Annotated in this window: 12 protein-coding genes; 11 read left to right on the top strand and 1 reads right to left on the bottom strand. The window is 66.1% G+C overall.

Annotated elements, in window-relative coordinates; all coding sequences use genetic code 11:
- Positions 1 to 59: 59 nt before the first annotated feature.
- The 4 genes from hrcA (at position 60) to dnaJ (ending at position 4,974) form a co-directional block, all read left to right on the top strand.
- Entirely contained in the window at positions 60 to 1,115 is a 1,056-nt protein-coding gene (gene hrcA / locus B5X78_RS17800) for a heat-inducible transcriptional repressor HrcA (protein WP_079726053.1), read from the top strand.
- Positions 1,116 to 1,156: 41 nt separating this feature from the next.
- A complete protein-coding gene (gene grpE, locus B5X78_RS17805; protein ID WP_079726054.1) occupies positions 1,157 to 1,675 on the top strand; it encodes a nucleotide exchange factor GrpE in 519 nt (172 codons plus the stop codon).
- A 120-nt stretch (positions 1,676 to 1,795) separates the two neighbouring features.
- Positions 1,796 to 3,718 carry a molecular chaperone DnaK gene (dnaK, locus tag B5X78_RS17810; protein WP_079726055.1) on the top strand — a complete coding sequence of 641 codons (1,923 nt, stop codon included), beginning with the start codon at positions 1,796 to 1,798 and terminating at the stop codon, positions 3,716 to 3,718.
- Positions 3,719 to 3,855: 137 nt separating this feature from the next.
- On the top strand, positions 3,856 to 4,974 hold the full coding sequence (gene dnaJ / locus B5X78_RS17815) for a molecular chaperone DnaJ (protein ID WP_079726056.1): 1,119 nt from the start codon (positions 3,856 to 3,858) through the stop codon (positions 4,972 to 4,974).
- Between the two features lie 44 nt (positions 4,975 to 5,018).
- Here the strand turns inward: dnaJ and B5X78_RS17820 are convergent, their stop codons facing one another.
- Positions 5,019 to 6,185, bottom strand: coding sequence for an acyltransferase family protein (locus tag B5X78_RS17820; RefSeq protein WP_079726057.1), 1,167 nt, complete (start codon positions 6,183 to 6,185; stop codon positions 5,019 to 5,021).
- A gap of 117 nt (positions 6,186 to 6,302) precedes the next feature.
- Here B5X78_RS17820 and B5X78_RS17825 point away from each other — a divergent pair, with 117 nt between their 5' ends.
- From B5X78_RS17825 to greA, 7 genes are all read left to right on the top strand, one after another.
- Positions 6,303 to 7,418 carry a prephenate dehydrogenase gene (locus B5X78_RS17825; RefSeq protein ID WP_229731089.1) on the top strand — a complete coding sequence of 372 codons (1,116 nt, stop codon included), beginning with the start codon at positions 6,303 to 6,305 and terminating at the stop codon, positions 7,416 to 7,418.
- The gene (locus B5X78_RS17830; RefSeq protein WP_079726059.1) at positions 7,415 to 8,128 is read left to right on the top strand and encodes an MOSC domain-containing protein; all 714 of its coding nucleotides are present in this window, start codon (positions 7,415 to 7,417) and stop codon (positions 8,126 to 8,128) included. The genes B5X78_RS17825 and B5X78_RS17830 overlap by 4 nt, the downstream gene beginning before the upstream one ends.
- A gap of 9 nt (positions 8,129 to 8,137) precedes the next feature.
- Positions 8,138 to 8,857, top strand: coding sequence for a 4-hydroxy-tetrahydrodipicolinate reductase (gene dapB, locus B5X78_RS17835; protein WP_079726060.1), 720 nt, complete (start codon positions 8,138 to 8,140; stop codon positions 8,855 to 8,857).
- 207 nt (positions 8,858 to 9,064) lie between these two features.
- The gene (carA, locus tag B5X78_RS17840; protein ID WP_079726061.1) at positions 9,065 to 10,189 is read left to right on the top strand and encodes a glutamine-hydrolyzing carbamoyl-phosphate synthase small subunit; all 1,125 of its coding nucleotides are present in this window, start codon (positions 9,065 to 9,067) and stop codon (positions 10,187 to 10,189) included.
- Positions 10,189 to 10,827, top strand: coding sequence for a hypothetical protein (locus B5X78_RS17845; protein ID WP_139381621.1), 639 nt, complete (start codon positions 10,189 to 10,191; stop codon positions 10,825 to 10,827). Before carA ends, B5X78_RS17845 begins: the two co-directional genes overlap by 1 nt.
- 87 nt (positions 10,828 to 10,914) lie before the next feature.
- A complete protein-coding gene (carB, locus tag B5X78_RS17850) occupies positions 10,915 to 14,157 on the top strand; it encodes a carbamoyl-phosphate synthase large subunit (protein ID WP_079726063.1) in 3,243 nt (1,080 codons plus the stop codon).
- A gap of 8 nt (positions 14,158 to 14,165) precedes the next feature.
- Entirely contained in the window at positions 14,166 to 14,630 is a 465-nt protein-coding gene (gene greA, locus B5X78_RS17855; RefSeq protein ID WP_176140926.1) for a transcription elongation factor GreA, read from the top strand.

A 14,630-nucleotide genomic window follows, 5' to 3' on the forward strand; every position in this document is an offset into this window, starting at 1 on the left:
AGACCCATGGCCGGGTCCACCCTTGCGATGGCGCGGCCCAGCCGGTATCTATGCGCAGGATGATGTCCTCTTCCGCCGACGCTCCGCTGGACCCGCGTGCCCGTCAATTGCTGCGCACGCTGATCTCGCGCTACATCCACGACGGTGAGCCGGTGGGTTCGCAGACCCTGGCCAAGTACGCCGGGCTGGATGTCAGCGCCGCGACCATCCGGAACATCCTGGCCGAGCTGGAAGAAGTGGGCCTGCTGAGTTCGCCGCACACTTCGGCCGGGCGCATTCCCACCGCGCAGGGCTATCGGGTGTTTGTCGACAGCCTGGTGCAGGTGCAATCGCTGGGCGAACCCGAGATCAGCCGGCTGCGCCACGAGCTGCCCGCCGGCGCGGGCACCCAGGCGCTGCTCGGCAATGCCTCGGAACTGCTGTCGGCGATGACCCATTTCGTCGGCGTGGTCAGTGCGCCCAAACGGGAGCAGTTCGCCTTCCGCTATATCGACTTCGTGCCTCTGGATGGGCGGCGGGTGATGGCGATCCTGGTGTTTGCCGACAATGACGTGCAGAACCGGGTCATCGAGCCGCGCCGGGTCTATGACCGCTCCGAACTGGAAAAGATCGCCAACTTCCTCAATACCCACTTTGCCGGGCGGCCCGTGTCCGAGATTCGCGCCACCCTGCTGCGCGACCTGCGCCAGGCGCGCGCGGAGATGGAAGGGCTGCTGGCGCAGGCGGTGGATCTGGCCGAACAGGCGCTGGCCCCTCCCGGCGACGACGTGGTGCTGGCCGGGCAGACGCGGCTGATGAGCGTGCATGACCTGTCGGATCTGGAACGCCTGCGCGAGTTGTTCGAGGCGTTCGCCCGCAAGCGCGAAATCCTGCAGTTGCTGGAGCGCACCCTGCGCGCGCCCGGCGTCCGCATCTTCATTGGTGAAGACACCGGCCTGGCCCGCCACGACAGCGTCTCGGTGGTCACGGCGCCGTACATGGCCGGGGGCCACGTGCTGGGCGTGCTGGGGGTGATTGGCCCCACCCGCATGGCCTATGACCGGGTCATCCCGGTGGTGCAGGCCGCCGCCGATGCGTTGGGCGCCGCCTTGAATCCGGACAGCCCGACCCAATAAGTGGGCTTTGCGCGGCCGGATCAGCCGCGACGGGACCTCAAATGAACCAGAACGAACACGACCTCGACCCGGGCCAGACGCCCGACCAGCCGGCTGCCGACAGCCCCCTGCATGCCGAACTGGAGACGCTGCGCAACGAGCTCGACCAGTTGCGTGCGAGCAGCCTGATGGAGCGCGCCGACCTGGAGAACCAGCGCAAGCGCGTGCAACGCGACATCGAGACCGCGCGCAAATTCGCCAACGAACGCCTGCTGGGCGAACTGCTGCCGGTCTTCGACAGCCTGGATGGCGGCCTGGTGGCCGCTGGCCCGGAAGCCGGCCCGCTGCGCGATGGCCTGGAACTGACGTACAAGCAGTTGCTCAAGGTGGCCAACGACAACGGCCTGAGCGTGGTGGATCCGGTCGGCGAAGCCTTCAATCCCGAACATCACCAGGCCATCAGCCAGGCCGACGTGCCCGGCGCGGCGCCCGGCAGCGTGGTGCAGGTGTTCCAGAAGGGCTACCTGCTCAACGACCGCCTGCTGCGTCCGGCCCTGGTGGTCGTGGCGCGCCACGACTGAATCCGGCGGTGGCCAACGCTTGAACCGCGCCGGCCCACCCCCACATCCGAGTCATCCCCGGCCCAGCGCCGGACCTCCATCGACATCAGCAATACAGACTTACTAGGGAGCGACCCCAACATGGGCAAGATCATCGGTATCGACCTGGGCACGACCAATTCGTGCGTGGCGATCATGGAAGGCGGCAAGGCGCGCGTCATCGAGAATTCGGAAGGCGATCGCACCACCCCGTCCATCGTCGCTTACACCAAGGACGGCGAAGTCCTGGTGGGCGCCTCGGCCAAGCGCCAGGCCGTCACCAACCCCAAGAACACCTTCTTCGCGGTGAAGCGCCTGATCGGCCGCAAGTTCACCGACGCCGAAGTGCAGAAGGACATGGACCTGGTGCCGTACGGCATCGTCGCCCATGAGAACGGCGACGCCTGGGTGGCGACCGCCGACGGCAAGAACATGGCGCCGCAGGAAATCTCCGCGCGCGTGCTGGAAAAGATGAAGAAGACGGCCGAAGCCTTCCTCGGCGAGACCGTCACCGAAGCCGTCATCACCGTGCCGGCCTACTTCAACGACAGCCAGCGCCAGGCGACCAAGGACGCCGGCCGCATCGCCGGTCTGGACGTCAAGCGCATCATCAACGAGCCCACCGCGGCTGCACTGGCCTACGGCCTGGACAAGGCTGACGGCGCCGATCGCAAGATCGCCGTGTACGACCTGGGCGGCGGCACCTTCGACGTGTCGATCATCGAGATCGCCAACGTCGACGGCGAGAAGCAGTTCGAAGTGCTGGCCACCAACGGCGACACCTTCCTGGGTGGCGAAGACTTCGACAAGCGCGTCATCGATTACCTCGTCGAGGAATTCCTCAAGGACCAGGGCATCGACCTGCGCAAGGATCCGCTGGCCCTGCAGCGCCTGAAGGACGCCGCCGAGCGCGCCAAGATCGAGCTGTCCAGCTCGCAGCAGACCGAAGTGAACCTGCCGTACGTCACCGCTGACGCGTCCGGTCCCAAGCACCTCAACATCAAGCTGACCCGCGCCAAGCTGGAAGCGCTGGTGGAAGACCTGATCAAGAAGTCGATCGAACCCTGCCGCATTGCCCTGAATGACGCCGGCCTGCGCGCCAGCGAAATCAGCGAAGTGATCCTGGTCGGCGGTCAGACCCGCATGCCCAAGGTCCAGCAGGCCGTGGCCGACTTCTTCGGCAAGGAACCGCGCAAGGACGTCAACCCGGACGAAGCCGTGGCCGTGGGCGCTGCGATCCAGGGTGGCGTGCTGGCCGGCGACGTCAAGGACGTGCTGCTGCTCGACGTCACTCCGTTGAGCCTGGGCATCGAAACCCTGGGCGGCGTGATGACCAAGATCATCGAGAAGAACACCACCATCCCGACCAAGGCCTCGCAAACCTTCTCCACCGCCGAGGACAACCAGTCCGCGGTGACCGTGCATGTGCTGCAGGGCGAGCGCGAACAGGCCCGCTACAACAAGTCGCTGGCGCGCTTTGACCTGGCCGGCATCGACGCCGCCCCGCGCGGCATGCCGCAGGTGGAAGTGTCATTCGACATCGACGCCAACGGCATCCTGCACGTGTCGGCGCGCGACAAGAAGACCGGCAAGGAGCAGAAGGTCGAGATCAAGGCGGGCTCCGGCCTGTCCGAGGACGAGATCGCGCGGATGGTCGCCGATGCCGAAGCGCATCGCGAGGAAGACAAGAAGTTCCATGACCTGGTGCAGGCGCGCAACAAGGCCGACGGCCTGCTGCACGCCACCCGCACCGCCATCACCGAACATGGCAGCAAGGTGCCGGGTGACGTGATTGGCCGGGTGGAATCGGCCATCGCCGATCTGGACACCGCCATGAAAGGCGATGACCAGGCGCAGATCGAAGCCAAGTCCAAAGCGCTGGAAGAAGCCGGCCAGTCGTTGTACGCGGCGGCTTCGGCCGGCGCGCAACCGGGTGCCGATGACGGCGCCGGTGGTGCGGGTTCGAACGCCGGCGACGACGTGGTCGACGCCGAGTTCACCGAAGTCAAGGACGACAAGAAGTAAGCAAGCCGGCATTCGATAGCCGGTGACCGGAACGGGAACTGGAGATCGGCGAGGCAGGCGATTCGTCGCACGTCCGCAGGCTCCGGTTCCCTTTCCATTGGGAGCAATGAAATGTGCAAGGCCCACGTGACCCACCCATGAGCAAACGCGATTACTACGAAGTGCTGGGCGTGCAACGCAATGCCAGTGACGACGACCTGAAAAAGGCCTACCGCCGCTGCGCGATGAAGTTCCATCCGGATCGCAATCCGGGCGACAAGGCGGCCGAAGCCTCGTTCAAGGAGTCCAAGGAAGCCTACGAAGTGCTGTCCGACAGCGCCAAGCGGCGCGCCTATGACGCCCACGGGCATTCGGCGTTCGAGCACGGCATGGGCGGTGGCGGCGGCGCCGGGCCGGACATGGGCGACATCTTCGGTGACATCTTCGGCAACATCTTCGGCGGCGGCGGTGCCCGCGCCGCACGTCGCGGCGCCGATGTCGGCTACGTGATGGAACTGGATCTGGAAGAGGCCGTTGCCGGCGTCGAGAAGCGCATCGAGATTCCCACCCTGGTGGCCTGCGAACCCTGCAACGGCAGTGGCTCGGAGGACGGCCAGATTGAAACCTGCAGCACCTGTGGTGGCCGCGGCAACGTGCGCATGCAGCGCGGCATCTTCGCCATGCAGCAGAGCTGCCCGGCCTGCGGCGGCCGCGGCCAGACCATCAAGAATCCCTGCAAGGAATGCCACGGCGCCGGTCGCGTGGAAGAAGAGAAAGTCCTGTCGGTCAAGATTCCGGCCGGCGTGGACAATGGTGACCGCATCCGCCTGACCGGTGAAGGCGAAGCCGGCCCGCCGGGTACGCCGCCGGGCGATCTGTACGTGGAAGTGCGCGTGCGTGAGCACGACATCTTCCAGCGCGATGGCGACGACCTGCATTGCGAAGTGCCGATCCGCATCTCGCAGGCGGCGCTGGGCGACACCGTGCGCGTGCCTACGCTCAATGGCGATGCGGAAATCCGCATCCCCGCCGAAACCCAGACCGGCAAGCTGTTCCGCCTGCGCGGCAAGGGCGTCAAGTCGGTGCGCAGCCGCAGTGAAGGCGATTTGTATTGCCGGGTGGTGGTGGAGACGCCGGTCAACCTGACCAATGAACAGCGCGAATTGCTGGAGAAGTTCGAAGCCACCTTTGTCGGCGACGAAGCGCGCAAGCATTCGCCCAAGTCGGCCACCTTCCTGGATGGCGTCAAGGGATTCTGGGATCGGATGACGTCGTGATCCAACCGCCAGCCGCGCATTGAAGGCGCGCGGCGAGGAAAGAATCAGGTCGCCTGTCGGGATGCTTCCGGCAGGTGGCCTTTCTTTTGCGCGGGCCGACCATTGAACAGCAGGCGCAGGGTGTCGTAGCGCAGGACCAGCCGCTGATGCAGCAGCCAGGGCAACAGCAATGCCGTCGTCAGTACGAGGCCGAATTTGAGCGCCAGGGGCGCCTGCACCGGTGCCAGCCAAGTGGCCAGCACCACCACGATCAGATGGTGAAACAGATAAATCGAATAGCTGGCATCGGCCAGTTGTCGCCAGCCCGTCCACGGACGCGCCAGCCAGCGCAAGCCCACGGCCAACACCGCACGCACCAGCCACCACACCCATAGCGCGCTGGCGGCGGCGAGGGCCAGCTTGGCGATCAGGCCCTGCGGATCCTCGCCCAACCAGTGGATGCCGGCCGCGGTGGCCAGCGCCAGCGCCGCATCCAACAGGGAAAATGCGCTGAACTCGACCAGCAATCCGGCATCGGACTGCAGCCACGCGCCGCCGGCAAAGAACGGCAGGTAGTAGAGCAGTTCGAGCGGATCAATCACGCCCGCCAGGGTCAGCCGCCCCCAGTCCGGTTGCACGAAGGCGATGGCGCGCGGCACCAGCAAGGCGAGCGTGCCCAGCAGCATCAGCAGCCAGGCGCGCCTGCGTGGCAGCCATCGCGGCGTCGGCGAGAGGCGTTGCAGGGCAGGGGCGAGCAGGGCGGCGGCCGCGCAGTACACCAGCAGGTAGACCAGGAACCACAAATGCCCCAGCCAATGGCCGCTGCGCCAGGCCTGTGCCCAGGTGGCCCAGTGCCACTGCGAGCCCGGCGCCGCCTGCGCCGCCAGCCAGCCGACCTGCAGCAGATTGAAGCTCAGCAGCGTGGCCAGCAGCGGCACGCCGATGCGCCGCGCGCGATCCTGCAGAAACCGCGCGGTCGACCAGCGCTGGAGCAGCAGCATCGAGAAGAAGCCGGAAATCAGGAAGAACGCTGGCATGCGGAACGAATGGATGGCGTCGACCAGGCGATCGAAGAAGACCGTGCCATTGGGATCGCGCACCAGCCAGCGACTGCCGAGCGCATACGGGTCGGCCGCGTGGATTACCACGCCCAGCAACATCAGCAGGCTGCGCAGCGCGTCCATGCCATGCAGGCGGTCTGGCGCCTGTGGCAGTTCCCCCGGGTTGGACATCGGCGACCTCCTTCGCTGTCTGCTCAAACGCAGACTGCTGGCGCCAACGGCCGCAACGTCCACCACGCTACGCACCCACAGCTTCTAGAATGGGGGCTCCCCGCGGAGCCCCCATTCGTGTCCCACCCCGTCATCGGCATCATCGGCAGCGCAGGCGCGTATGGGCGCTGGCTGACCCGCTTCTTCCAGCAGCGCATGGGCCTGACCGTGGTGGGCCAGGATCCTGCCGACCCGGCCAGCCTCAGTCCGCAGGCATTGCTGCAGGCAGCGGACGTACTGGTGTTCTCGGCGCCGATTCGCCACACCGTGGCCATCATCGAGCAGTACGTGACGTTGGCCGGAGGCCGCGAGGCGCGCCAGCTATGGCTGGATGTCACCTCGATCAAGGCCGGGCCCCTGGCCGCCATGGCGCGCTCGGGCGCCGAATTCGCCGGCCTGCATCCGATGACCGCGCCGCCCAAGGCGCCGACCTTGAAGGGCCGGGCCACGGTGATCTGCGAGTTGCGGCTGCAGCACTGGCGCGGCTGGTTCGAGCAGTTGTTGCAGGCGCTGGAAGGCGAGTATGTCCGCGCCAGCCCGGAGCAACATGATCGGGTGATGGCGCTGGTGCAGGCCATGGTCCACGCCAGCCACCTGGCCCAGGCCGGCGTGCTGCGCGAACAGGCCGCACAGGTGGGCGATCTGGCGAGCCTGATGCCGTTCCGCTCGGCGTCGTTCGAGATGGACGCCGCCATCCTCAGCCGCATCCTGTCCCTCAATCCGGCGATTTACGAAGACATCCAGTTCGGCAATCCGCATGCCGGCGACATCCTCGCCGCGCTGGGCGTGCAGCTCGCGCGCATGGCGCAGCTGGTCGGGCAGGGCGACGAAGCCGCCCGCGCCGCGTTCCGGCAGGAGTTCCTGCTCGATAACCGCCAGGCCATTGGCGCCACGGCGCTGGTCGCGGGCAACTATCACTACGAACGCATCGGCTACCTGCTCGCCGACCTGGCCGGCGTGCGCGCCATCAGCGTGCACCTGCCGGAAGACCGACCCGGCTCGTTGCGCGAGTTGCTGCAGATCTTCGAACGCGAGGGCATCAGCCTGTCCTCGATCCATTCCTCGCGCACGCCGGAAGGCGAAGTGCATTTTCGCATCGGCTTCGAGACTGCCCTGGACCCGGAGCGCCTGCAACAGGCCGCACGCGCAATCGACGCCAGTGGCCTGGGCCGCATCCTGGAGATTCCCGCATGAGTCTGGACAATTCCGCCGCCGCCACCGTCATCGACGCGGTGTTGTGCGGCAAGGTGGTGGACTTCACCCGTCCTGGCTCGCGCAGCGCCATTGCCAAACAGCCCGTCAGCGCGGCGGTGGTGGTGGGCAAACTCGGCTTGAGCGGTGACGAGCAGGGCGACCTGCGCGTACATGGCGGTCCGGACAAGGCCGTGCATCACTATCCGCATGATCACTACGCCGGCTGGCGCGCGGATATCGGCGCGCATCCGCTGCTGGAGGCGCCGGGCGCGTTTGGCGAGAACCTCAGTTCGACCGGACTGACCGAGGGCGATGTCTGCCTGGGTGATCGCTTCCGGCTCGGCACGGCGCTGGTCGAGGTCTCGCAGTCACGCCAGCCGTGCTGGAAGTTGTCGGATCGCTTCCAGCGGGTCGACATGGCGCGGCGTGTGCAGGACAGTGGCCGCACGGGCTGGTATTACCGGGTGCTGGAAGAGGGCAGGCTGGAAGTCGGTGATCGCCTGGAGCTGACTGACCGCCCCTATCCGCAGTGGCCGCTGAGCCGGATCATCGAAGTCCTTTATCAGCGCACCCTGGAGCCCGCGGTGCTGGCCGACATCCTGCGCTTGCCACTGGTGCCGTCCTGGCGCTCGCTGTTCGAGCGCCGGCAACAGCACGGCCAGACCGAAAGCTGGAACAAGCGCCTGACTGGCCTGGCCGATTCCCACTAAGATGCGGACATGAACAGCACCCCGATTCGAGTCCTCATCCATGGCGCGTCCGGTCGCATGGGCCAGGCGCTGCTGCGCCTGGCGGCGGAACAACCGCACCACCTGCAGGTGGTCGCGGCGGTGACCCGGCGTGCCCCCGTGCAACGGGTGGTGGAGGGCGTGCCGTATTTCGCCGCCAGTGAACTCAATGGCACGCCCGCGTTCGATGTCGCCATCGATTTCAGCCTGCCCGAAGGTTTCGACCCGGTGCTGGCCCTGTGCCTGCAGCGCAAGGCCGCGCTGGTATCCGGCACCACCGGTCTGGACGAGCAGCAGCAACACGCCTTGCAGGCTGCGGCGCAACAGATTCCTTTGCTGTGGGCGTCCAACTTCAGCCTGGGCGTGGCCGTGCTGGCCGAACTGGTGGAACGCGCCGCCGCCGCGCTGTCGGGCTGGGACTGCGACGTGATCGAATCCCATCACGTACACAAGAAGGATGCCCCTTCGGGTACTGCCATCACCCTGGGCCAAGCAGCCGCGGCGTCGGGCGCCCATCCGCACTACGCCAGCCTGCGTGCCGGCGACATCGTCGGCGAACACCAGGTGCAGTTCACCGGTCTGGGCGAACGCATCGAGCTGATCCACCGTGCAACCAACCGCGACATCTTCGCGCGCGGCGCCCTGCATGCGGCGCAGCGGCTGCATGGGCGTGCGCCGGCGCTGTATCGCGTGCGCGATCTGCTGGATTGAGATTGGTCTGCCCCTGCGCCTACTTTGCTGAATACGGCGGGGCGATGATGTCGGAAATGTGAAAAAGGGTGGCGCGGACGAGGTCGCGCCCGTACAATTCCCGCTCGCCTGCTTACCCATCGCCCCGGACCGGATTGACGCCGTGTTCGCGGTTTCTTGCAACCGCAAGTCGGTGGTGCAGGGTTCCTCCACCCCAAGGCGAACCCCGTGACTGAACCCGCAATTCTCGTACTCGAAGACGGCACCGTATTCGAGGGCGAATCCGTAGGCGCGAACGGCCTGTCCGTCGGCGAAGTGGTGTTCAACACCGCCATGACCGGCTATCAGGAGATCCTGACCGATCCGTCCTACGCCCGTCAGCTGGTCACTCTGACCTATCCCCATATCGGCAACACCGGCTGCACCGACCAGGACGACGAAGCGTCGCAGGTCTGGTCGGCCGGCTTGATCGTGCGCGATGTGCCGCGCCGTCCCAGCAACTGGCGCAGCCAGGTGGCGCTGCCGGAATGGCTGCAGGCACGCGGCATCGTCGCCATCGCCGGCATCGACACCCGCAAGCTGACCCGGATCCTGCGCGACAAGGGCGCGCAGAACGGCGCGCTGATGGCCGGCCCGGATCTGGACGTGGACAAGGCGCTGGAAGCGGCGCGCAAGTTCCCAGGCCTGAAGGGCATGGATCTGGCCAAGGTGGTCTCCACGCAGAAGACCTACACCTGGAGCGATGGCCAGCTGGATCTGGATCGCAACCAGTTTGTCCGCGCCGAACCGCGTTTCAAGGTCGTGGCCTACGACTACGGCGTCAAGGTCAACATCCTGCGCATGCTGGCCGAGCGCGGCTGCGAAGTGATCGTGGTGCCGGCGCAGACGCCGGCCACCGAGGTGCTGGCGATGCAGCCGGATGGCGTGTTCCTGTCCAACGGTCCCGGCGACCCGGCGCCGTGCGACTACGCCATCAGCGCCATCCGCGAATTCATCGACCGCAAGATTCCGACCTTCGGCATCTGCCTGGGCCACCAACTGCTGGCGCTGGCCGCGGGTGCGCAGACGCTGAAGATGGGCCACGGTCATCACGGCGCCAATCATCCGGTGCAGGACCTGGACAGCGGCAAGGTCATGATCACCTCGCAGAACCACGGCTTTGCGGTGGACGAAAGCACGCTGCCGGCCAATGTGCGGGTGATTCACCGCTCGCTGTTCGACGGCACCAACCAGGGCATCGAACTGACTGACGCGCCGGCGTTCTCCTTCCAGGGTCACCCGGAAGCCTCACCCGGCCCGCACGATGTGGCGCCGCTGTTCGATCGCTTCATCCGCAGCATGGAGGCGCGTTGATGTCCTTTCGTCGTGGTCTTGCCGCATTGCTGGCCATCGGCTTGCTGCCGGCCGTCGCGCTGGCGCAGACCGGCAAAACCCAGGCCGATCCGATCGACCTGATGACCGACGCCTTGGTGACCATGTTCCCGGTGGGCGATGTGATGCAGGACGCCGCCGACAAGGATCCGACCTGGCCGTTGCAGGACAAAGCCAGTGCGGTGCCGGCGAACCAATTGATCTGCCTGCGCAACGAACTTTCGCGTGAGGGCTTCCGCCGCAACAAGCGCCTGGAAGTGGTGGAGTACGCGCAGCAGCATGCCGCCAACTTTGCCGATGAAACCCGCAAGGCCCAGGCCGTTGCGCCGGTGATGGCGCGCATGGTGGGCGCCGGTATCGTCGCCGCCAACACCGGCACCGAACTGGACCCGACCTCGGCGCTGAAGAACACGACGGTGGACGAACTGCTGGTGTTCAACGATGTGTTCCGCGATCCCAAGTACCGGGACCTGCGCGAGCTGACCGGCTTTGGCGACATCCTCTCGTTCGAGAACGGCCGCCAGGAAGAAGCCGGCAAGGCCACCGGCGAGAAGATTGTGGTGACGCTGATGCTCAAGGCCATGAAGACCTGCGAAGTCGAACCGAGCGCGCTGATCTGATCCGGTTGTAATGCGTCATGCCGCAGCGCCTGCCGGCGCGCGGCTCCCAGGCTCCGGCCTCACGAAATTTGCGGAAGTAGAACGACCATGCCCAAGCGCAGTGACATCAAGACCATCCTCATCATCGGCGCCGGCCCGATCGTCATCGGCCAGGCCTGCGAGTTCGACTACTCCGGCGCGCAAGCCTGCAAGGCCCTGCGCGAGGAGGGTTACCGGGTGGTGCTGGTCAACAGCAACCCGGCCACCATCATGACCGACCCGGAAATGGCCGACGCGGTCTACATCGAGCCGATCAACTGGCAGACGGTCGAGAAGATCATCGCCAAGGAAAAGCCCGACGCCCTGCTGCCGACCATGGGCGGCCAGACCGCGCTGAACTGCGCGCTGGACCTGGCCGACAACGGCGTGCTGGAAAAGTACAAGGTCGAACTGATTGGCGCCTCGCGCGAAGCCATCCGCATGGCCGAAGACCGCGAACTGTTCCGCGTGGCGATGGGCGAGATTGGCCTGGAATGCCCCAAGGCGGCGGTGGCGCACACGCTGGAGGAAGCGCTGGAAATCCAGACCCGCGTCGGCTATCCCACCATCATCCGTCCCAGCTTCACCCTGGGCGGCAGCGGCGGCGGCATCGCCTACAACCGCGAAGAGCTGATCGACATCGTCAACCGCGGCCTGGAACTGTCGCCGACCACCGAAGTGCTGGTGGAAGAATCGGTGCTGGGCTGGAAGGAATTCGAGATGGAAGTGGTCCGCGACACCGCGGACAACTGCATCATCGTCTGCTCGATCGAGAACCTGGATCCGATGGGCGTGCACACCGGTGACTCGATCACCGTCGCGCCGGCGCAGACCCTGACCGACAAGGAATACCAGCGCCTGCGCGATGCCTCTATCGCGGTGCTGCGCAAGATTGGCGTGGATACCGGCGGCTCCAACGTGCAGTTCGGCATCAACGCGCAGAACGGCCGCGTGGTGGTGATTGAGATGAACCCGCGCGTGTCGCGCTCCTCGGCGCTGGCCTCCAAGGCTACCGGCTTCCCGATCGCCAAGGTCGCGGCCAAGCTGGCAGTGGGCTACACGTTGGACGAACTGAAGAATGAGATCACCGGCGGCAAGACCCCGGCCTCGTTCGAACCGACCATCGATTACGTGGTCACCAAGATTCCGCGCTTCGCCTTCGAGAAGTTCCCGCAGGCCGACGCCCGCCTGACCACCCAGATGAAGTCGGTGGGCGAGGTGATGGCGATGGGCCGCACCTTCCAGGAATCCCTGCAGAAGGCCCTGCGTGGCCTGGAAACCGGCAAGGTCGGCCTCGATCCCACCGGCCTGGATCTGGCCAGCGAAGATGGCCTGGCCGAACTGCGCCGCGAAATGAAGGCGCCGGGTCCGGAGCGTCTGTTCTACGTGGCCGATGCATTCCGCGCCGGCATGAGCGTGGAGCAGGTGCACGCGCTGTCGTTCATCGATCCCTGGTTCCTGGATCAAATCGAGGAAATCATCGCCGACGAAAAGCAGCTGACCGCCGATGGCCTGGCCTCGCTCGACAAGACCCGCCTGCGCCGGCTCAAGCGCATGGGTTTCTCCGATGCGCGTCTGGCCCAGCTGGCCGGCACCGATGAAGCCGCCGTGCGCGTGCTGCGCAAGGCGTTGGGGGTCAAGCCGGTGTACAAGCGCGTGGACTCGTGCGCGGCCGAATTCGCCACCGACACCGCCTACCTGTACTCGACTTACGAGGACGAGTGCGAAGCCAACCCGACATCGCGCGACAAAATCATGATCCTCGGCGGCGGCCCCAACCGCATCGGCCAGGGCATCGAGTTCGACTACTGCTGCGTGCATGCCGCGCTCGCCCTGCGCGAGGACGGCTATGAAACCATCATGGTCAACTGCAATCCGGAAACCGTGTCGACCGATTACGACACCTCCGATCGCCTGTACTTCGAGCCGCTGACGCTGGAAGACGTGCTGGCCATCGTCGAGCTGGAACAGCCCAAGGGCGTGATCGTGCAGTACGGCGGGCAGACCCCGCTCAAGCTGGCGCGTGCGCTGGAAGCCAACGGCGTGCCGGTGATCGGCACCAGCCCGGACAGCATCGACCTGGCCGAAGACCGCGAGCGCTTCCAGCAGCTGGTCGACAAGCTGGGCCTGAAGCAGCCGCCGAACCGCACCGCGCGCACGCCCGAAGAGGGCCTGGTGCTGGGTCGCGAGATTGGCTACCCGATGGTGGTGCGTCCGTCATACGTGCTGGGCGGCCGCGCCATGGAAATCGTCTATGGCGAGTCCGACCTGGCGCGCTACATGCGCGACGCGGTCAAGGTCTCCAATGACTCGCCGGTGCTGCTGGACCGCTTCCTCGACAACGCGGTGGAAGTGGACGTGGACATCATCGCCGATGCCACCGGCCAGGTGATGATTGGCGGCGTGATGGAGCACATCGAAGAAGCCGGCGTGCACTCCGGCGACTCCTCCTGCTCGCTGCCGCCATATTCGCTGTCCGCTGCGACCCAGGACGAGCTGCGCCGGCAGGTGGTGGAACTGGCCAAGGCGCTGAACGTGGTCGGCCTGATGAACACCCAGTTCGCCATCCAGTCCAACGATGATGGCGAAGACACCGTCTACCTGCTCGAAGTGAACCCGCGTGCCTCGCGCACCGTGCCGTTCGTGTCCAAGGCCACCGGCGTGGCGCTGGCCAAGATCGCGGCGCGCTGCATGGCCGGCCGCACGCTGGCCGAGCAGGGCGCCACCGAAGAAGTGGTGCCGGACTACTACTCGGTGAAGGAAGCGATCTTCCCGTTCGCCAAGTTCCAGGGCGTGGACCCGATTCTCGGCCCGGAAATGCGCTCCACCGGCGAGGTGATGGGCGTGGGCCGCAGCTTCGGCGCGGCCATGGCGCGCGCGCAGGAAGCCGGCGGCATCAAGGCGCCGAAGCCAGGCAAGGCGTTCGTGTCGGTGCGTGATCCGGACAAGAAGCGCGTGCTGCCGGTGGCGCAGGCGCTGATCGAGCGCGGCTTCAGCCTGGTCGCCACCGAAGGCACGGCCGCCTGGCTGCGTCAGCACGGTTACGCCTGCGAGCAGATCAACAAGGTCGTGGAAGGTCGCCCGCATATCGTCGACCTGATCAAGAACGGCGAAATCGTGTATATCGTCAACACCACCGAAGGGCGGCAGGCCATCGCCGACTCCTTCTCCATCCGGCGCGAGGCCCTGCAGCATCGCGTCACGTATTCGACCACGATTGCCGGCGCCAAGGCGCTGGTGCATTCGCTGGAATTCCGCGGTACGGGCCCTGTGTGGGCCCTGCAAGAGCTGCATAAGGAGCTGCAAGGGTGAGAGCACCACTGACCACCAAGGGCGCGCTGCGTCTGCGCCAGGAACTGGACAACCTCAAGACGGTCAAGCGGCCGGAAGTGATCACCGCGATCGCCGAGGCGCGCGCGCATGGCGATCTGAAAGAGAACGCCGAGTATCACGCCGCGCGTGAGCAACAGGGTTTCATCGAAGGCCGGATCAAGCAGCTGGAAAGCGAGCTGTCGCATTCGGAAATCATCGACGTCAGCAAGCTCAACGCCGGTTCGCGCATTGTCTTCGGCGCCACCGTGACGTTGGCCGACGTGGAAACCGACGAAGAGAAGCGTTACCAGGTGGTGGGGGATCTGGAAGCGGACATCAAGCAGGGCCTGATCGCGATTTCCTCGCCGCTGGCCCGCGCCCTGATCGGCAAGCACGAAGGTGACGCGGTCACCATCGATGCGCCTGCCGGCCAGCGCGAATACGAAATCGTCAGCGTCGCCTACGCCGACTGA

The sequence above is a fragment of the Pseudoxanthomonas indica genome, assembly GCF_900167565.1.
Classification (GTDB): domain Bacteria; phylum Pseudomonadota; class Gammaproteobacteria; order Xanthomonadales; family Xanthomonadaceae; genus Pseudoxanthomonas_A; species Pseudoxanthomonas_A indica.